The organism is Bacillus cereus group sp. BfR-BA-01383, assembly GCF_022663495.1.
Classification (GTDB): domain Bacteria; phylum Bacillota; class Bacilli; order Bacillales; family Bacillaceae_G; genus Bacillus_A; species Bacillus_A cereus_AU.
In genome coordinates, this window is record NZ_JAKUFP010000011.1 from 14884 (window position 1) to 35690 (window position 20807).

Here is a 20807-nt window from a genome sequence, read left to right on the forward strand (position 1 = left end):
ACAATAGTTGCGTCGACAACTATTGTACCTTTATTCATTCTCGAATATTAGAAACTAAAACTATATTTCGGAGGGATCTTATATGTAAAAGATTACGGGGATTTTTATTTTACACACTAGAAATGGAGATGATTATCATAGAAACGACTCAACATAAGTTCAACTCATTAAACATGAGCAGTAAAGCAAGGTTATTAGTACTATCTATTTTTGTTCTCGGATCATTTATGACTCTTTTAAACCAAACACTATTAAATGTCGCAATTCCTGAATTAAGTAAAGTATTTCAATTAGATGTAAATACCGTTCAATGGTTGAGTACTGGATTTATTATGGTGAATGGAATCGTAATTCCCATTACCGCGTACCTTATCGGAAAATTTTCTACAAGACAGTTATTTATAAGTTCTGTTGCACTTTTTTCAATTGGTACAATTGTAAGTGCCATCGCACCTAACTTTTCAATTTTATTAGTAGGACGATTACTTCAAGCAACAGGTGCTGGTGTAATAATGCCACTTGTACAAACTGTTATTTTTAGTTTGTATCCACCTGAAAAACGAGGCAAAGCAATGGGGATGATTGGTATCGCTATGACATTTGCACCAGCTATCGGCCCAACATTATCAGGATGGATTCTACAGCACTATTCTTGGAGAGTTCTATTCTATATCATTATCCCTATTGGCATAATTGATTTAATTCTAGCTTTCTTCTTTTTACGTAACGTTACAGAAAAAAGCAATCCTAAATTTGATTTGTTAGGTGTAATTACATCAACAATTGGCTTAGGCTCGTTATTATATGGATTTTCTATGGCTGGAAGTCTTGGATGGAGTGCGAATGAAGTAATCGTTACTATCATCATTGGAGTCATCTTTATTAGTCTATTTATTTGGAAAGAATTAGTCGCTGAACAACCTATGCTTAACCTATCTGTGTTTAAAAACAATCAATTTTCACTAACAATTGGAATTGGCGCTTTTATTGCGCTTGCGATGTATAGTGTAGAACTTTTAACACCTGTTTATATTCAAAATATTTTAGGGCACTCCACACTTCAAACTGGGTTAATTCTATTGCCTGGTGCAATTGTGATGGGAATTATGTCTCCTATTACTGGTATTATTTTGGATCGTTACGGTATACGACCATTAACTTATGTCGGTATGCTTACGATTATAGTCACTTCATGGTTCTATACAAATTTAAGTTTAGATTCAAGTTTATTATACGTAACTGTCCTTTACTCTACTTTTATGTTTGGGATTTCATGTATTATGATGACAGTGATGACATTTGGACTAAATCAGCTTCCTCCTTCTATGAGTCGTCATGGTGCAGCATCGGCGAACACTGCTCGTATGGTTTCAGGAGCAATTGGCACAGCGCTATTAACGACTGTCATGTCTACACAAACAAAAAATTATTTACCTGACTTAATGGAAAAATTACCAAAAGTAGAGGCATTACAAGAGGCGAGTATTTTAGGTATGCAAGATGCTTTCCTTGTAACTACTGTATTAGCAGTTCTTGTATTTATTATGACGTTATTTCTTAAGAAAAAATAACTAAAATGCTCTTCACAAAAAAACGTAAATTTGTGTATAATGAGAACCAATGTTCTTAATAAAAAGACACTAGACCTGAATTACACAAATATATCAAAAAGAAGAGGATTGATATACTATGAAAATTGATAGACCAAAAATTCCACCAGAGTTATCTTCAAGGAATTTTCAAGATATTTTTTATGAAGAAGATCCAACACTAGAAATGTGTGAAATTATAGACTCCACTTTCGAAAATGAATCTGTAGATAGAGTACGATTATATGATGCAGTGATAAAGAATTGTAAGTTCACTAATACAGACTTTAGCAATATCGATATTACAGATGTTTGTTTTGAAAACTGCGATTTATCAAATGTTAATTTAAGAAATTCTTCTGTTCACAGAGTTGAATTTAAAAATAGTAAATTAATTGGAGTTAATTTTACAGAATCTAGCTTAGGAAATGTTAAATTTGAGAATTCAATTTTGAATTTAGCGGCATTTGGAAATTCCAAGTTAGAAAAAATTATATTTAATGAAACTTCATTAAATAATGCAGATTTTTTTGATTGTAAACTAAAAAAAGTCGAATTCCAATTATGTAGCCTTGACGAAGCTAATTTTGATCAAACATCACTGAAGGGGATAGATATTAGTTCTTCTAATTTTGATACACTTACAGTTTCAGTGAACGATTTAAGAGGATGTAAAGTATCAACATATCAAGCTGTTCAGTTTGCAACTTTATTGGGATTAATAATTAAAGATTAGTATTTCGAAGGTAAACAGAACCCTATCCCGAATCATGGACTTTTTAATGTCCACGATTCGAGGTAAAGTTCAAATAAATTAGTGGTTACCTTTTTTTATTATTTAACTACAGCTTGATTTCTTTTTATATCTTCATTATTTTCACTCATAAATTCTTCAATCTCTTCAACTTCTCTAATGATATCTTTTGATAAGTTTTCATACCCATCTTTCGTTACAAGAATATCATCTTCAATTCGAATACCGATTGATTCTTCTTCAATATATAAACCTGGTTCAATCGTAATAACCATACCTTCTTCTAACACTCTATCTTTGTATGTTCCTACATCATGCGTATCTAAACCAAGGAAATGGCTTACTCCATGATAATAGTATTTAGATAATTCTTCGTCTTCTTGAATTAAGCCAATTGCTTTACACTCTTCTGCCAGTACTTTTTTTGTATGCTCATTTAATGCAGCAAACTTTACTCCTGGCTTAATAAGTTCAGTTGTTTCTTTCAATGCTTTTAACACGATATTATATATTTGCTTTTGGCGACTAGAAAATGTTCCGCTTGCTGGGAATGTGTAACTAATATCAGCGTTATAGTAGTTTTTTTGAGCACCTAAATCAAGCAGTACTAAATCACCATTTTTAATTTGTGCATCATTATCTTCATAATGAAGGACTGTAGCATTTTTACCACTCGCCAAAATTGTATGAAATGCATGGTGTTTAATACCAGATGATTTCAACGTAAAATCAAAATAAGCTTCTAATTCATATTCCATCACGTCTGCTTTTGCATGCTTTAGCACATTATAAATACCATCTTTAGTTACAGCAATTGCTTCTTTAATGATTTCAATTTCTTCCTCTGTTTTAAACACTCGTAATTCACAAATGCTCGGATATACATTACCAATTGTAATGTGTGGATATTGTTCTCTTACATGTTTAGCATACGCTAACGTTTTTGTCTCCGTACCATTCCACTCACGACGCTCTAGATCTAAATACACATGTTTCACATTTTCTGCGAAAAGTATATTTGCAATTGTCTTTTCAAAGCTTTCTATATATACAACTTTTTTTATACCTGAAATTTCTTCTGAATCTTCTTTAGAAACTGTTTTTCCTACCCATTTTTCCATTACTGGATCTGACTTTTCAATGAAAAGTGTTTCTTCCACACTATTTCCAAACTTCTTCAACATGAAAATAACATTTGGCTCATCGATTCCTGTTACATAGTAAAAATTTCGGTTCGGCACAAATTTATAGTGGGCATCAGCTGACATATGAGGTGCCTGTCCCGCAAATAAAATAGTAATAGATTCATCTGGTAATGTCTTCGTTAGTCGCTCTCTATTTTGAGCAAAAAATGTTGATTTCATAATAATCCCCCTAGTGTTCTATATATGCTTGTGAAACTAATTATCCAATATAATTCATTCTATTATTGTTATAATTTTCCGTCAATTATTAACCTTTTTAGATGGTGTTGACATAATAAAAATTACGCGTTAAAATAACTATAAATTAGTAAGTAACTAATTTAATTAAATCTAACTAGAGGTGAAAACACATGCAAAACATTTTATTCCGTATTAACGAATTAGCAAAAAAAGAAAGAACATCTGGATTAACAATTGATGAAAAACAAGAGCAACAAATGTTGCGTCAAAATTATACAAAAACATTTCGCGGAAGCCTAGATTCCATTTTATTAAACACAAAAATTGTTGATCCAAATGATATCAATGTTACACCAGTTGCATTACAAGATGCTAAAGATCGTTTGAAATTTAGTAAATGAGTTCCGCGCATAAGACCACATTTCAAAAAACATAAAAAGAGCTGGATTTCCTATATAGAAATTCCAGCTCTTTTTATTGTCTTTTCTAATTTAGCATACGAGCGATACATCGCAATTCTCCACGATACAATCATCGCAAATGCGAGTAAGAAAAACATTCCACTTAACTGCGCTAAATCAATCGATTGACTTAAATATGATTTTAATGCTACTCGTACAGCTAATAACCCAACTAAAATAAATATAAATGCTTTAGAAGGTTTCATATATATTTGTTCGTCTCTTATTTCGAACTTAGTTGTTTTAATAAGAAATATAGAGAAAATAAGCCCTATGATAATTGCCTCTCCTATTTCTAAAGATGTTAACCTGAATTCTGGTAAGAAGTACATCATTGCACCAGTACTCATAAAAATTGGCGGCAATATAATTTTCTTTTTCGTTACCGGTTTTTTTGCTGACTTAAAGCGAAGAAACATTACTCCAACAGCCATACAAATTGCTACGATACTTGATAAAAGTGCTACATTCATATTCATATTCCCCACTCCTATCTATTTAAAAGACTTTTTAAGCAAAATCATAAACCAAACGAGCCCGATACTTATAATAACATGAGCTAATCCAGTCATATGGCTTAAACCGTTAAAGTCAGTTCCGTTTACTTGTAGAAGACCTCTAAATACCATTGTAGCAATAGTAAAAATTAGTCCTATATTATAAACAACAAACCATGCACGAAAACTTTTTGTTTCTTGCATTTGAAATACTTTAAATAAAGCGAAAGCGACCAAAAAGAATATGAATCCTAATACTAATACGTGCGTATGCACTAATTGCAACATAGTAGATCCTTTAATTCCTTGTGCTTTCGTATACTCTCTTGCAAATATTCCTGATAATAAACCGATTATTAAGTAAATGAATGCTGCATTATATAATTTCTTCATTATACTCCTCCTGCTGTAAAACGACAATTAAAATCGTCACTTTCCTCATTCGCTGCAGTCATTCTACGAAAAGTTTATGAACGGAATATGAACAGAGTATTACATTACTCATTTTCTACTTTAATTTCGAAAATAAAAAAGTCATTCCACAATTATTAATTGCGAAATGACTTTTCATCTTATTTTAAATCTTCAATTGAGAAAGCTCCTGGAAGTAACTGTTCAACAGTCACTTCTTTTTCATCACCTTTTACATTCGTTAGTAATACAGGCATTTTCGGATCACAGAACTCAGCAATTACTTGTCTACAAGCACCACATGGTGAAATTGGTCCGTCAGTTTCGCCTGTAATGACTAAGTAACTAAAATCGCGCTCGCCTTCTGATACGGCTTTAAAGATTGCCGTTCTTTCTGCACAGTTACATAAACCGTAAGAAGCATTTTCTATATTACAACCAGTATAGATTTTACCTTCTTTCGTAACTAAAGCTGCACCAACAGGAAATTTTGAATACGGAATATACGCTTTTGATAACATCTTATTTGCTTCTTCAATATATTTTTTCTTATCCATATTATTTCCCCCTCAAAGTAAATGTAATTATGATTAGTCAGTAATAACTGTATGAACTAATTTAGGAGCAACTGCTGTCTCAGCGATAGAAATATTTTCGTAAATTTTAGCTTTTACATCTTCTACATTTTCACGATTTGCATAAATTGTTACGAACGGCTCGCCTTCTTTTACTTCATCGCCAACTTTTTTACGTAACATTAAACCTACAGCTAAATCGATTTCATCTTCTTTTGTCGCACGGCCAGCACCAAGTAGCATAGCTGCGATACCGATTTCATCTGCAACAATGTTAGAAATAACACCCGAAGTTTTAGCAGGTACATCAATTACATATTTCGCTTGTGGCATTTTTTCTGGATGATCTACAATCGAGCTATCTCCGCCTTGATTGCTTAAGAACTCTTTAAACTTCTCAGTTGCTTTTCCGTTTTTCATAACTTCAATTAACATTTCACGTGCTTCTTCTAATGTATTTGCTTTTTTCGCCAGTACAACCATTTGGCTACCTAATACAAGCACTAATTCTGTTAAGTCTTCTGGCCCTTCGCCTTTTAATGTATCAATTGCTTCTTTCACTTCAAGAGCATTACCAATCGCAAAACCAAGAGGTTGTGACATATCTGAAATAACAGCCATCGTTTGACGTCCAACATTATTTCCGATACGTACCATTGCATGTGCTAATTCTTTTGCATCTTCTTCTGTCTTCATAAATGCGCCGGCACCTGTTTTTACATCAAGTACGATTGCATCAGCACCCGCTGCAATTTTTTTACTCATAATTGAACTTGCAATTAGAGGAATTGAGTTTACTGTTCCTGTTACATCACGTAATGCATAAATCTTTTTATCAGCTGGTGTTAAGTTTCCAGTTTGTCCGATAACAGCAACTTTATCACGGTTTACAATATCGATGAACTGCTCGTTCGTAATTTCAACGTGGAATCCTTCTACTGCTTCTAATTTGTCAATTGTTCCACCTGTATGTCCTAAACCACGTCCAGACATTTTCGCAACAGGTACATCTAAAGCAGCAACTAACGGTCCTAATACTAATGTTGTTGTATCACCAACACCGCCAGTTGAATGTTTGTCTACTTTAATTCCTTCAATTGCTGATAAATCGATTGTTTCTCCAGATTCAACCATTGCCATCGTTAAGTCTGCACGTTCACGATCTGTCATATCTTTAAAGAAAATTGTCATTGCAAGTGCACTTACTTGATAATCCGGAATACTTCCATCTGTATATCCATTAATAAAGAATTTAATTTCTTCAGTTGTTAATTCTTTTCCGTCACGTTTTTTCGCAATAATATCTACCATTCTCATTATAATCACCATTCCTTTTCATATTATATGAATCTATTAAAATAGTAAGCCAACAATCGTTGCTGATAAGAAACTAACTAATGTTGCACCGAAAAGTAATTTCAAACCAAATCTTGCGACTACATTTCCTTGTTTTTCATTTAAGCTTTTCACCGCTCCTGCAATAATTCCAATTGAAGAGAAGTTTGCAAATGAAACTAAGAATACTGATATAATCGCCGTCGTTCTATCTGAGAAGTTGAAGTTCCCTTGTGCTAAATCTGTCATAGCGACAAATTCATTCGATACAAGTTTTGTTGCCATAATATTACCGGCGTTAATTGCTTCATGCCATGGAACACCCATAATAAATGCAAATGGTGCAAATACGTAACCAAGAATTTCTTGGAATGAGACACCGATTACACCTTTAAATACTGCATTAATGAATGCGATAAGAGCAACGAAACCAACTAACATAGCTGCTACTGTAATCGCAACTTTAAATCCATCTATAATGTATTCCCCTAATACTTCAAAGAAGGTCTTTTTCTCTTCTTCTTGTACTTCTAACATATCTTCTTCTTCAGTAACTTCGTACGGGTTAATGATAGAAGCAATAATGAAACCACCAAATAAGTTAAGCACTAAAGCGGTTACAACATATTGCGGTTTTAATAACACCATGTACGATCCAACGATAGACATAGATACTGTTGACATCGCAGATGCGCATAAAGTGTACATTCTTTTCTCTGGCAATAATCCTAGTTGTTTCTTAACGGAAATAAACACTTCCGATTGTCCTAAAATCGCAGAAGCTACCGCATTATACGATTCTAGTTTCCCCATCCCATTTACTTTACTTAATGCTACACCGATAAATTTCACAATAATAGGTAACACTTTAATATGTTGCAAAATACCGATTAAAGCTGATATAAACACGATTGGCATTAATACACTTAAAAAGAATGAAAACTCTTTTTGATTTACTAATCCACCAAATACGAAATTCACACCATCAGCGGCATATTTTAATAATTCTCCAAAACCATCTGCTATTCCGCTAATTAATATATTCCCAGCGCTTGTATTTAATAATAAAAACCCAAGAATGAATTGTAATATAACCATCGTTATAATTGGACGATATTTGACTTTCTTTCTATCATTACTAGCAAGCCAAGCGATACCTAAAATCAATACGAGGCCTAAAATACCGATTAAGTATTTCATACGTCGTTCCCTCCTTTTTGTACTCGCTTACATTTTTTTCAATTATTAAAGCACTAGATACACTTTACTTGAAACGTGTATCTAGTGCTCTTTAATTCATTAGTAATTAGTAGTTATCTGTAGCACCTTTTGTATCATTTAATACGATTGCAACACTAGCGCTAGCTCCAACGCGAGAAGCTCCAGCAGCTACCATTTTATCTGCATCTTCACGTGTACGAACGCCGCCAGATGCTTTTACACCAACGTTTGGTCCCACTGTTTTACGCATTAGTGCGATATCTTCAGCAGTTGCTCCGCCAGTTGAGAATCCAGTTGAAGTTTTTACGAAATCAGCACCAGCTTTTACTGATAATTCACAAGCGCGTACTTTTTCTTCATCTGTTAATAGACAAGTTTCAATGATTACTTTTACAAGAGCTTTTCCTTTTGCTGCTTGTACTACTTCATAAATGTCTTTTTCAACAAGTTCGTTGTCGCCATCTTTTAAAGCGCCTACGTTGATTACCATATCAACTTCAGTTGCACCTTTTGCGATAGCATCTTTTGTTTCAAATGCTTTTGTTTCAGTAGTGCTTGCTCCTAATGGGAAACCGATTACAGTACAAACGTCTACATCATGTCCAGCTAATTCGTCAGCCGCTAATTTTACCCATGTAGGATTAATACAAACAGAAGCGAATTTATATTCCTTTGCTTCTTCGATTACTTTCATAACGTCTTCTTTAGTTGAATTTGGTTTTAAAATTGTATGGTCAATTAACTTTGCAATGTTCATTATCTTCACTCCTCGTATCTTTTAACAACTTCATTCTAACCCTTAGTTGAACAAATGTAAATACACTTTTGAAATTTTGTTCATTCTTTTCCAAAAGGGAATTTCTCGCAGTATATTAAACGTAGTCTAACTGGGAAACAACCGATATAAATCACAAGGCGAAAGCGCAACTTTTATGTTAACAATGGTAGTATGTATCTCAATATCCATAATTATTTTTAAAAAGAAAATTTGTGTTCCAAGAAGGACTCCTATCATTCATACATAACAAAATAAAAGGCTTTCTCAAAATTAATATTTTGAGAAAGCCTTTTATTTCTAATCTTTTTGATAATGTAACAATTCTTTTGCTGTATGCTGATCGATAATTAATACATTTGCATACCCACCACGTAACGCACCATCAATTGCTTTTATTTTTCTATTACCACCAGCAACTAAAATAGAACGTTTTTTCAATTTAAGTTCTTCTAACTCAATTCCAATTGTACGCTTATTGATTTCTTCACTACTAATATTTCCATCTCCATCAAAGAAACGTGAACAAATGTCACCAACCGCTTGTTTTTTTAGTAAGCTCGTTTCATCCTTATCTAAATATCCTAATCGGAATAGTAACGCTTCATCACGCACTGTTCCAACAGTGAAAATTGCAATATTTGCTTGTTTCCCCATTTCAATAATATGATGAATATGTCGATCCTGCTCCACTAATTCTTTTGTCACCGCATTATCAAATATAACTGGGAGCGGTAAATTTCGTGGCGTCGTTTGAAAAGCCTCTGCAAATAAAGCAATCGTCTCATTTGCATATGTATTTACACTCGAATGACTAATACCACCTTTTAACTGGACAACTTCTACACCTTTTACATGTTGCGGTACGATTTTTCTAGCGATTTCATACATCGTCATTCCCCAGCTTACACCAACGATATCACCGTTGTTAACCGTCTTTTCCATGTACTCAGCTGCATATTTACTAATATACTCTGTAATCGTTGCATATTCTGGCACTGGAGAAAACACAACATGTGCTTCTAACAAGTTATACTTTTCCTTAAGTAAATTTCCGACATTATCTAAATCAGCAAATGGATCAGCTATACTAATTTGAACAAATCCTTTTTCTTTCGCGTACTTTAATAATCTAGAGATCGTCGGCCTTGAAATATTTAATTTATTAGCAATTTCTTGCTGACTATAATCTGATTGATAATATAACCTTGCAACTTCAACGCTTAATTGTTGTTTATCTTTATCCATAGTAACTCAATACATATCCTTTCCTGTATTTCCTTTTCGTTACAAGCATTATACAGCTTTATGCAAAAAAATTCGACTACCGAATTTTATCTAACTGAACTTCTACTTCACTTAATATATACAATGAAACCTTATTATGTAGATTTACAAACTCAATATAGATACGCGTGAAACATGTAAATCAATTAATATTTAATTCACGATTTTTCTGCAGTAACGATAACAAGCCCGTTCAAAATGTACGGTAGAATCAAGTTATTTAACATAGAAAAGTTGTATATGAGGCCTAGGATATCAAAGACTGTTTTTTCTCATACCTATGGGATTTCCGTCCGTTTTTCTGTAAGAGATTGAACTGATGAAGCAATAATTTTATTATCTAAAATACAAAAGCTTTACTGAACAAAGAATATAGATTATGTATCCATGGAGATGCAATCCCAATCTTCATTTTTATAATTGATTAGCCAAAACAAACCTCTTCGTCTTTCAATAACAATACTTTCCTGCATACCTGCAGTTGCTTCTCTCGCATTAATTCTATCATGTACACAAGCCCAATGAAGTCGATAAACGAGGTCGGCCTCGTCCAAAATCTCTTCTGCACTTCGCAATTTTGTTTTTTGATAAAATTCATTAAAAGAACTACAATCAGAAACAAGTTTAATTGCATAATGACAGTCACAGATTTCTTTTGGAAATTTCAGTGTATTCACGAGACCTATTGACCAAAGTAAAACCCATTGGGCTTCATACTGCCATGCAATCTGTATCGCTTCTTTCTCGTCAGGTTGCTCTGAATTTAGGAAATTTCTTTCCTGCTTCGTTAATGATTCAACCACATCGAATTTGTTCAGCAGCTCCATGACGAACTCTTTAGAAGTTTTCAAATCTTCTTCTTGGGCAACATCACAAGCATATTGTATGACAATCAGCAAAGCCACTGCTCTCTTCGTAATTTCTTCTCGACTTCTTAACTGAATACTTGTCAAAGGAGGCAATTGAGGCAATCCTTCGATATATGGAATCCCTTTATCTTGCAGGTAACTTATCGATTTTTGTCTTCTTTTCTCCCCATCGGTAGAAGTACTATTCTGTCCCATTATTTTGTTCGTACATGCTTGAGGAGTAAATTCTGAAGGACCAGAGGATCCATCCGGAAATACGATTACTTTTCCATCCTTCCCGATGAGAGTTCGATCAGGGATAAAACCAATACCGTTTACCTGATTAAGTAATTTAAGAAACAGCTCCACGTATTCATCACTATAATCCTTCTTCGTCTCTATAGCGATTATGGTATCAATTACAGAAATCTGTGCCAAAACCATCCTCTTAAGATGTTCTTCTTGAAATTCAATTTGATCGTACATGTGCATCATTCCAGGAATATTATTGGAAAAATAATCAGGAGATGATTCTTCAGAATCCACCCGAATAATAATTTTATTTTTGCCAAATAGTCTCTTCGATTGAATAGTATATTCGTTTTTATTGCGTTCAACCTTGAATCCATTTTGGAAAACTTGATTAATGAAACTTTCTATATCATTTGTATCGTTCCTTGATGCGAATATTGTGAAAAATCTCATTTTTTCCCCTCCTCTAATTCCTATTTTCTTCTTAGCTAGTAAATTCATAAAAACAAAAGAACATAAATTGTTTAATATATTATACATGATTAATATATTAAACAGCCTTTTTATTATGGCTTGTTCTTCAACTAAAGTCCGTTTGATTGTCTTAGTTGTTAATATAAATAATTATACTATCCAGTTAGGAGCGCCGCCATATGCCCATCAATTTAACGGTTTTATAACACCCAAAAACGAAAAAATGTTTTTTATTACAACTATTATGATTATGAAGAAGCGCACTTAAAGTTACGAGGGCGTCAATGAAATAACAGATAACAAAACAATCAAACTTTTTTATAAAATCTTTACACCACTTTTCAAAATGGAGTCTTTGTGTTTGTCATAAAATCAAGGCACATACAATATTTCGAATCAAAATTTAAATCAAACAGATAACTTTTTTCCTCCATAACATTATCTCTATTCACTATTTTCAAGTAGAAATGCGATACTGTTGTAATGTAGTATGGATAGATCCAAAGAAACGGGATACCAAATGTGAAAAATCCGATGATAACCCCTAAAATAAACCATCCGATAAAACTTAACGATAGTAGGAATAAATCTAATTTATGTCCTTTCATCAGTTCTTGACTCTTTTTAATTGCTTCACTCGCCGTATATTCTGGATGATCTAACAAAATATAGTAAACCATAGAATAAGAGATAAATTTTATAATACCTGGTACAATTAATAATACACTCCATAAAAGTGTGTATACAGTCATTAAAGTAGTCACCTTTATAGATTTAAACACATTACTTTTTCGAAATCCTTCAAATAACTCACCAATTGTAGTAGATTCTTTTTTCGCTAAACGCAATGTAACCTTAAGATACCCATAATTCATAATGCCTTGTGCACCTACTAAACAAATAAATAGAACAACGAAAACAAGTAAATAAGAAAAAGCACCTGCTGCATTTAACTTTTCGTCTCCTGTAATGGAATAAATAGAATTCATTATTTCACTTAATAAGATACCCAGAAACAACAGTGGAAATCCTATAATCAGCATACAAATCCTAGAAATAATATGATAAAGAAACGATGACAATACCGCCAATCCCCATTTGTCTTTTAATGAAGATAAGGCCGCTTTTTTTAAGCCACTAATCATTTTGATCCTACCTTTCAATTTTTTCCTCTTATATGAATTACTTTTACACAAGGAATAATAACGTATTTTAACAATATTTACATTATATATAATTCCGTTAATATCTAAATGAATGGTGAAACTGTTCCAAAAGTGTTATTTTTAAGTAAATATCAAATTCAGTATTTCTAATGATTTTTTATAAAACTACTTGACTAATCTCAGTATGTTTATTTTAAATCTATTAATCATGTAATTTATTTAAAAACTCAGTGAATATACTTACTGCATAAAATCCATTACCAAACTGAAATCATTCTATAATAGCTTTAATTAAGTTCGATACGATCCAAAACACTCTGAATTAGCCATTTCAGTTTTTCTTCATGCATCTTTCTCTTACCATATTTTTTAATGAGTCCGTGAACCATACCACAATCTTCTATGTGCAAAATTAGCTTTAAGTCTGCAAGAAGTTTTTTACGATATTCCATATTTTACAATGAGTTAAAATCGTGAATAATTTTATCCAATTCATCATAATCCGCACTTACGTTAATAATGTGTTAAACTAGCTAACATATATATAATTTTATACAGAAAACCCCAACAAAAATGTATCCATTCTTACATAAAAAGTTTTTTAGTTTTTATTCTTGTTCAATATGGTATAGAAAAAGATTGATTATTTATAAGACAAGAAGCTAGGAGATGTTACATATGAAATATTTTGTAATAGAAGATGATGAATTATCAAGCTGTGGTGAAGAGACAATATATGTTTTTGAACATAGCAAAGGAAAAAGCAGTTACGACACGATTAAAACCTTGGAAGATTTTGCAGCAACATGCCAATTCATTGAACGAAGAAATACGCATTGGTTTTGGTATAAAGGAAAACACGTTGAAGATATGCCTATTTGGGAATTCGAAAAAAAATTTAGAGCTGAACAAGAAGAACTGAAAACAATATCCCAAGAAGAATTCACAGAATTGAGAAACAGATATGCCCCACTTATTAAACCTATCGAGTTCCCTATTGAAGGAATCCGAATTGCTTATGCTTATGAACCAGAATGGAATGATGAATTTTTTGTTATGGAAACGGAAGAAAGTTATTTTTCTGTTTATTGGTTTACAACGGCTTAATAATCGTTTTTATAACAAATCAACAGATTTCTTATCCGAAAGGACTTTCGATAAATACTGATTAGGCGTTTAGAAAGTTTCTTCAAAGTTAGGGTGTCTAGGCTTGGGTATTCCGATTACTTGTTCTCCACTGCTAATATGATGAATAAAGCGAAACTGTAATGAGTGGGGGATTCTTCATTCCCCACTCATTATTAGTTGAAACATTCGGGCTTTTACGGACAGTTCCTCTCCTACCTATCTTCCTTGCGCTTCTCTAAATCTTGAGGTGGGAATTTTATTGCCCGTTAATACGGGATAAATTAAATTCCTATTCAATCACATCTTTATAAATGTAGCATTTCAGCCTTTACAACTTGAATATATTCCTGCAACTTGCAAAACGCTTCCGTCAATTTCCCTGTTTCTTCTTTATGAAGAAAGCGGGCCTTGTTTCGTTCTTCCTCTATGACAAGTAGTTGCGCGGCTGCATAAGAAAGACCATACTTTTCGCATTTTCGTTTTATATCTTGAAAAAAAGAAGGAGGTACCGTCCCTGCTCCTGAGACAAGCATCTCATCTAGAGCTTGTTCCAATTCATCGATTATGTGCACTAACTCTATCATAAAATGTTTCCCCTTCATTAAGTGTAATATTTATAATTTCTCCTACTTCTGTATATAAAATAACAGGTGTAACTACGAGCTTTGTTCCTTCCTGATAAGGATGAACTAGCATTCTCTTTACATGTAATGAGTCCAAATATATTTTTACAAGTCGAATCGTCCGCTCATTGTCTGGTTGTTTCATCATTTGCATTTGTAATACTTTCCCCTTTTTATCAATAAGAGGTATAATCCATTTTTGCTCTTGCTTCTGAAACTCCCATTCTTCCATCTCAGCAAATTCGATACAAAAGACTCCTTGTTTACTTGCCTCTAACCTGTTCGCTTTTACTTTTTTTAGTAGTTCTTCCCATGAGGTTATAAAGAGCGATTGCCACTCTGTTACATTTGTTTTTCCGTCTACTTCCCCTACTGTCTGTGAGCTAGATGACAATTGGAAATCGGCGTTAAGCTTTGCATGTTTCAACCCTAAAGATGAACGAGACAGTTCGTATCCCTTCCCTGCAATTCCCCATGGAACTTGCTTTTCATGGAGGTCTTCAGAAGTTGTGTTGCTCCCTTCATAAAACATGGGACGTGACTGTGTGTATGTGATCCACTTTTCCTGTTCTCGATTATAGAAATAATATGTCACACCAACATAACCGGACTTCGTTTGCCAGCCGAATGCGCCAAAGGCATGCAAAGTAAGCGGTGGAACTTCATAATATTCCGAACGATACGGACTCTCTTGCAGACGGTGCTTTTCTAACAACACAATGTATTCATAAATCGCGGACAGCGTTTGCCGATAGGATGCCATTTGAAAAGATGCATGTTTCATTCGGTATAGCCTAATATCAGTCCCTAGCTTACGAAATAAATTTTCTAACTTTGCTAGTTTCAAAGAACGCGCTTTTACAGAAAGTTGTTCTATTTCATAGATTGTTTTTTCTGTAAGACGTGTTAATCCAAAGTGAACAATTTGCTCAATCATCTCTTTGAAAATAGATAGCTTATCCGACTCAATAATAAGAAACTGCACCTGTTTCGTTTCATGCGAAATTCCTCTCTCTTTTTGATACCAATATATTGCTTCCGCCTTATGCCGGCATATTCCCTCTGCTTTACATGTACAAATCGCATCAGCTACCGATTCAGCTGTCAGAAAGCGAACCGTTATATCCTCTTCTGGAAAGGAGGCAATTAAAGCACCCTCCTCTTCCAAAACAAACTTTTGCTGAAATGTTTCGCGGAACATCATTTCAGCCCACATTTTTTCGGAGACAATATTGCTAACGTTCACATTCAAAAGGGCAGAGAAATCAACTTTTATGTTTTCTTCACCTTCGTACATCTTCTTTGCTTCTAATAAAGCCATAATGACATGCTTACAAATCGAGCGCGCTTCACAAGTGCAGGAGTAACTGCGTATATCTCCCGTAAACGTTACAGTAGTTTCATAATCAAGATGCATTTGCGCTGCATCCTCTTCTAAATCTATTTTGATATTTGTTGCAGCAGCCAAATCCTTCATTGCTCTCTTATATGTTCCTTTGTTGGACATGGCGATTAAATATGTTTCATCAATAGCGGAAAGAACATTTAAGAAATGATTGTTGCGATCCATTGCGCCAACCTCCCTGGTGTTAATGCTGCTACATGAGCACCGAGTACTGCCATTTTTTTTGCTGCCTGTTTATCATAAAAAGGCTGTGCAGTCGGATCAAGAGAAGTAAGTACAATCAGCTTTGCCCCCGATTCTACAATCTTCATCGCTTCTCGGTACATTTCATTGTAACTACCGCCTTCATATAAATCCGTTACAAGTACGACAATTGTTTTATGAGGTATCTCGATTTTATTCGTTGCGTAACGCAGCGCCTGAGCAATATATGTTCCTCCACCAAGCTGTACACTCATAAGCGTTTCCACCGGATCATCAATACGATCCGTTAAATCAACAACAGCTGTATCAAAGATGAACAAATCTGTCTTAATCGTCGGTAAGCTTGCGAAAATACCCGCCATAACTGCGCTATGGATAACAGAATCAATCATACTTCCACTCTCGTCTACTGCGAGGATTACACGCCATGTGCTAACATGTTTAGTGGCAGCGTAAAAGTACGGTTTTTCAATATGAATGGCGTTTGTTTCCTTGTCAAAATGCTTTAAGTTCTTTCGAATCGTTTTCTTAAAATCAAAGTTACGCATCGTGCGCACGCGGCTAGAACGATTTCGATCCGGTCTACCGCTTAATGCGTGCTTCACTTCTTGCTCTAAATTACGACGCAACTCCTCAGTGACTTTCGCTACAATACGTTTAGCTGTGTCCAATACATCCGGTTTTACATAATCTTTAAATTGTAAAATGCATTTTAATAAATTCATATTCGGTTCCATTTTTTCAAGCGTTTGCTTATCCTGTAATAGAGCTGTTAATTCATATTTCTCTAACGCATGATTTTCCATAATTTCAATGGTTTCTTTCGGAAATAACTCCCGCACCTTCGAAATCCAAGTCGGCACTGTTAGCTGAGAGGGATCTAAGGATCCACCGCGCTCTTCTCCGCGTTCTCTCTCGTACAAAAAGTCCAGCATCTCATCCATTTCTCTGTATACAGGTTCTTCTTCCTGAAATGTAATTTGATCATCCGCATGTTTCCCAAGAACAAGACGCCAGCGATTTAAAGAAATGTTATTCTCCATCTTCTAGCCCCCGTCTCATTAAAATCCCCTTCGCTTTCCGATCTAACTGCATTACATACATCAGCATCTCTTCGGAAATTGGTTCTTCTTTTATCGCTTCTTCTGTAGCGCCATATAACTTGGAAATCTGTCTAGCAATCGTATCCACTTCAAGCGGCGTGAATTGACTGAATAAGAGGCGTAAATGTGGCAACACTTGTAGAAATATCTCTTCATCAAGTTCTTCTAGAACATGAGACATTCCGTTAAGCAACGATTCGTTATATAAAAAGATATCTTTGGCGCCAGCAAACAAACCATTCAAAAATATCGGAGCTTGCTTTTGCATATCACCACTTCCATAAAAATACCCTTCTGCCACTTGCATTACCTCATCGATTTCCCGCTTTCCTAAAGAAGTTAACAGCCCAAATACTGCTCCCTCTACTTGGCTTTCTCTTTTTTCCTTTTGTAAATAAAGCTCCAATGCGTCAATAAATTGCTGATCTGTAGGCTTCATTGTATACAAATCGATAAGCTTTTCTGCAATAATTGCTGGTTCGCCCCCATCTAAAACAGAAAATAACGAAAGTGCTTTATTCCTAGCGTAATCCGCTTGCTGATTTGCTTTTTCTATTTGTGATAAATAATAAGCACAATTTGCCATAGAAGCAAAATCCCCATCCTTTTGCACAGCTTCATCTATAAATTGGATGTACATGGAAAGGTCGGAAAACAAACCACTTAAATAGGCTTCTAGCAATAAAAGGGCCACCTCTCCAGCCCGTCCCTTTGCCTTGTGCAGCTTTGCTCTTAGCATTTCCTGCGCCGCTTCTTTCACCGTTCCGCCATACACAGATATATCAATCAGAGCACTTTCTACTTGTGCTGAAAAACGATATTTCCAAGTTTCACGCATAAGATTAATATTCTGTTTTCTAGCTAAGTTTGGACCGCGTAGCTTCTCGCAAAATGGAACTCCTAAAAAAGCGAGGCAATGAAAAAATTGACTTAAGCGCAAGTGCCTTTCTTTCTTGTATATGTCAAGAATCGTCTCCTGCGGTACAGTTGAACGTGCTGGTAGACGAAACGACCGAACAGAAGCACGAAAATCATGCACGAGCGGCGGCACATCTGCTTCTTTTGACAATTCCCCGCGCTTTGCCCCTTGCAAACTCTTCTGAAGCAATGCTAAAGGCTTATTGGCCGAGAATATCTCACCTTTCACAAATGTACTGCGCACTGCATCCATTAATTCATACAATCCGGGTTGCATCTTTCCACGAAGCAGTGCCAGTTCACGTATCATTCGTGCAGCCTCAATCTCATCTGCCATTGATATCCCTTCTACCTTTAGCTGTCTAGCAATTCGTATCATAAATTGCTCAGCTACCGATTCATCGCTGTTCTCCCAAATATGTTGGTAAAAAGCAGGTGCAGGCATTCCGCTCTCATAGCCACGCATCTGATCACTTTCCAAAAAGGAATACGGCATAAGATAGTTTTTAGCATACAATTTAGGTAACGGGCTTTTCGGCAACTTTTTCTTTTTTCCTTCCAATTCAAGAAGCCCTTTAACATGAAAGCCTCCAGTAATAACGAGCACCTTGTCATACACTTTACGCGCTTTTTCAATTTCTTTTGCCATATGTATCTCCCTGGCTTCACAACCGTCTTCTGTCAACATCCCTTGCGTATAGTCCGCGCGTGTATAATAACAATAATGAAATAACTGACGGACAAACTCCTCGCTTGTCATATGAAAGCCTTGCAACTCAAAGTATTTCTCCCAAAACTCATGGAAATTTCGGCACCCGGTTTTTTCCGAAAGCATACGGACATATTGACTATGCCAGAAATATTGCTCATCATGTTTCCCATTCTCTTCCTCATTTTTCGCTAAAAACAAATATTCTTTATAAGGAAGATCAATAAATGAAACTGGAATGTTCTGTGCAACGCCTTTTCGTAGCGCGACAAGTTCTGGTGAATAGTCGAGAAAGGGATAGTACGCACGGTACTTTCCACTTTCTCCTCTTTCAAGCACATTCGTTTTATCATCATAACTGCAATATATACAAATCGGAGCTTTACTATCTGCACTCACAATATGCGGAATAAGTGGGTTGCAGTCTATCGGGCCTTCTATAAGAATTGCATCTGGTTTATAGCATTTAACAATCTTTTGTATATGAAAAGAGCACGCAGGACTATGATGGCGAATCGGCACGTATACGACGTTTCGATCTAAATTGTAAGCTCTTTGAAACAATGCATTTACTTCAGCTGATTGCGAGCTTCGAAAAACGACTTCCATACCTCTCCTCCTATTTGACCTCGCGCCTTAACGATGCTTGTAAAATAACTGCGTAATTTTTCTAAATCATCCTTGTTTTCTTTCGCAATCGTCCCTGACAAATATCGAACAAGCGCATCCATTTTCACTTCTCCACTTCCATAATAGTACGCATCCATTGCACTTTGATAATATACAGATACCGCTTCTGCAGTACTCATAACAGAAGATGGCTGATCAATTCGTTTTCCTTCAGCAGTTACCCCTTCCCGAAGTTCATGAAAAACAGTCGCTAACAGCTGAACAACCGTTTTATCCACTTTTGGTGTGATGCCTGATGCCCTTAATAACCGCGTTACTTGTGACTCTATTATTTTTGCTTCAAGCTTTACATCTTGAATTGGATGTACCGTTTCAAAATTAAAACGACGTTTCAATGCACTACTCATCTCATTCACACCGCGATCGCGTGTGTTAGCCGTCGCAATAATATTGAAGCCAGGCTTTGCTGTAAGAATTCCTTGTTCTCCAAATTCCGGAATATTGAGCACTTTATCGCTCAGAACGCTGATCAATGAATCTTGCACTTCCTGTGGGCAGCGCGTTAACTCTTCAAATCTAGTTAATATCCCTTGTTCCATTCCAACGAAGAGAGGCCCTGGCACAAGTGCCTCCCTTACAGGTCCTTTCGCAAGAAGAAGTGCATAGTTCCATGAATACTTAATTGTATCTTCCATCGTAGCAGCGGTTCCTTGCACCGTGTTACGGCTATTTCTGCATATTGCGGCAGAAAGTAGCTCACTCAGCATCGTCTTTGCAGTCCCAGGCTCTCCAATTAACATAAGTCCGCGATTCCCTGCCAATGTAACAATCGCTCGTTCCACAAGCGCATCATTCCCATAAAATTTACGGCTAATTTCCACTTCTTTTCCTTCCAAAAGAAGCGGTTCTTCTTTTCCGATAATAAACGTACGAACAGCACGCGGTGACAATCGCCAGTTAGGTGGTTTTGGAAACGAATCATTCGCTTCTAACGCATTCAATTCTATTTCATACAATTCTTCCATTAATGGTTTAATAGACTGCATATGTCATTTCC

At 35.1% G+C, this 20807-nt stretch carries 19 protein-coding genes; 4 read left to right on the top strand and 15 right to left on the bottom strand.

The window, feature by feature from the left end:
• Positions 1-128 precede the first annotated feature (128 nt).
• Together MR065_RS12755 and MR065_RS12760 are read left to right on the top strand one after the other, a co-directional pair.
• Positions 129-1571, top strand: a complete 1443-nt coding sequence (locus MR065_RS12755; RefSeq protein ID WP_242213908.1) for a DHA2 family efflux MFS transporter permease subunit — start codon at positions 129-131, stop codon at positions 1569-1571.
• 118 nt (positions 1572-1689) lie between these two features.
• Positions 1690-2325, top strand: coding sequence for a pentapeptide repeat-containing protein (locus MR065_RS12760; RefSeq protein WP_242213909.1), 636 nt, complete (start codon positions 1690-1692; stop codon positions 2323-2325).
• A gap of 98 nt (positions 2326-2423) precedes the next feature.
• On the opposite strand, the gene MR065_RS12765 is transcribed toward MR065_RS12760, so the two are convergent.
• A complete protein-coding gene (locus MR065_RS12765) occupies positions 2424-3707 on the bottom strand; it encodes an aminopeptidase P family protein (protein ID WP_242213910.1) in 1284 nt (427 codons plus the stop codon).
• A gap of 191 nt (positions 3708-3898) precedes the next feature.
• On the opposite strand from MR065_RS12765, the gene MR065_RS12770 reads away from it, so the two are divergent.
• Positions 3899-4129: a DUF896 domain-containing protein gene (locus MR065_RS12770; protein ID WP_242213911.1), complete on the top strand. Its 231-nt coding sequence runs from the start codon at positions 3899-3901 to the stop codon at positions 4127-4129.
• Positions 4130-4179: 50 nt separating this feature from the next.
• Here the strand turns inward: MR065_RS12770 and MR065_RS12775 are convergent, their stop codons facing one another.
• The 9 genes from MR065_RS12775 to MR065_RS12820 all read right to left on the bottom strand — a co-directional run bounded on the left by MR065_RS12775 (position 4180) and on the right by MR065_RS12820 (position 13009).
• Entirely contained in the window at positions 4180-4662 is a 483-nt protein-coding gene (locus MR065_RS12775; RefSeq protein ID WP_242213991.1) for a CcdC family protein, read from the bottom strand.
• Between the two features lie 21 nt (positions 4663-4683).
• The gene (locus tag MR065_RS12780; RefSeq protein ID WP_097902104.1) at positions 4684-5079 is read right to left on the bottom strand and encodes a DUF2871 domain-containing protein; all 396 of its coding nucleotides are present in this window, start codon (positions 5077-5079) and stop codon (positions 4684-4686) included.
• Positions 5080-5258: 179 nt separating this feature from the next.
• Positions 5259-5654 (bottom strand): cytidine deaminase, encoded by a 396-nt coding sequence (locus MR065_RS12785; protein WP_000358532.1) that lies wholly within the window; start codon positions 5652-5654, stop codon positions 5259-5261.
• 33 nt (positions 5655-5687) lie between these two features.
• Entirely contained in the window at positions 5688-6989 is a 1302-nt protein-coding gene (locus MR065_RS12790) for a pyrimidine-nucleoside phosphorylase (RefSeq protein ID WP_242213912.1), read from the bottom strand.
• Positions 6990-7025: 36 nt separating this feature from the next.
• The gene (locus MR065_RS12795; RefSeq protein WP_098386577.1) at positions 7026-8207 is read right to left on the bottom strand and encodes a NupC/NupG family nucleoside CNT transporter; all 1182 of its coding nucleotides are present in this window, start codon (positions 8205-8207) and stop codon (positions 7026-7028) included.
• A 106-nt stretch (positions 8208-8313) separates the two neighbouring features.
• Positions 8314-8985: a deoxyribose-phosphate aldolase gene (deoC, locus tag MR065_RS12800; protein WP_242213913.1), complete on the bottom strand. Its 672-nt coding sequence runs from the start codon at positions 8983-8985 to the stop codon at positions 8314-8316.
• Between the two features lie 318 nt (positions 8986-9303).
• Positions 9304-10251 (bottom strand): sugar-binding transcriptional regulator, encoded by a 948-nt coding sequence (locus MR065_RS12805; protein ID WP_242213914.1) that lies wholly within the window; start codon positions 10249-10251, stop codon positions 9304-9306.
• A 416-nt stretch (positions 10252-10667) separates the two neighbouring features.
• Complete coding sequence (locus tag MR065_RS12815; protein ID WP_242213915.1) at positions 10668-11843, bottom strand: DUF4272 domain-containing protein; 1176 nt, start codon at positions 11841-11843, stop codon at positions 10668-10670.
• Positions 11844-12205: 362 nt separating this feature from the next.
• Entirely contained in the window at positions 12206-13009 is an 804-nt protein-coding gene (locus MR065_RS12820; RefSeq protein ID WP_242213916.1) for a DUF975 family protein, read from the bottom strand.
• A gap of 699 nt (positions 13010-13708) precedes the next feature.
• Between MR065_RS12820 and MR065_RS12825 the strand changes: the two genes are divergently transcribed.
• Positions 13709-14137 carry a hypothetical protein gene (locus MR065_RS12825; RefSeq protein ID WP_242213917.1) on the top strand — a complete coding sequence of 143 codons (429 nt, stop codon included), beginning with the start codon at positions 13709-13711 and terminating at the stop codon, positions 14135-14137.
• Positions 14138-14463: 326 nt separating this feature from the next.
• Here MR065_RS12825 and MR065_RS12830 read toward each other — a convergent pair whose 3' ends face one another.
• From MR065_RS12830 to MR065_RS12850, 5 genes are read right to left on the bottom strand one after another with little or no spacing between them, the layout of a single operon-like run.
• Complete coding sequence (locus MR065_RS12830; protein WP_242213918.1) at positions 14464-14742, bottom strand: hypothetical protein; 279 nt, start codon at positions 14740-14742, stop codon at positions 14464-14466.
• Positions 14714-16351, bottom strand: coding sequence for an SWIM zinc finger family protein (locus MR065_RS12835; RefSeq protein ID WP_242213919.1), 1638 nt, complete (start codon positions 16349-16351; stop codon positions 14714-14716). Before MR065_RS12835 ends, MR065_RS12830 begins: the two co-directional genes overlap by 29 nt.
• On the bottom strand, positions 16327-17433 hold the full coding sequence (locus MR065_RS12840; RefSeq protein ID WP_242213920.1) for a VWA domain-containing protein: 1107 nt from the start codon (positions 17431-17433) through the stop codon (positions 16327-16329). The genes MR065_RS12835 and MR065_RS12840 overlap by 25 nt, the downstream gene beginning before the upstream one ends.
• On the bottom strand, positions 17423-19729 hold the full coding sequence (locus MR065_RS12845; protein WP_242213921.1) for a DUF5682 family protein: 2307 nt from the start codon (positions 19727-19729) through the stop codon (positions 17423-17425). Before MR065_RS12845 ends, MR065_RS12840 begins: the two co-directional genes overlap by 11 nt.
• A complete protein-coding gene (locus tag MR065_RS12850; RefSeq protein WP_242213922.1) occupies positions 19690-20796 on the bottom strand; it encodes an ATP-binding protein in 1107 nt (368 codons plus the stop codon). Before MR065_RS12850 ends, MR065_RS12845 begins: the two co-directional genes overlap by 40 nt.
• Positions 20797-20807 lie beyond the last annotated feature (11 nt).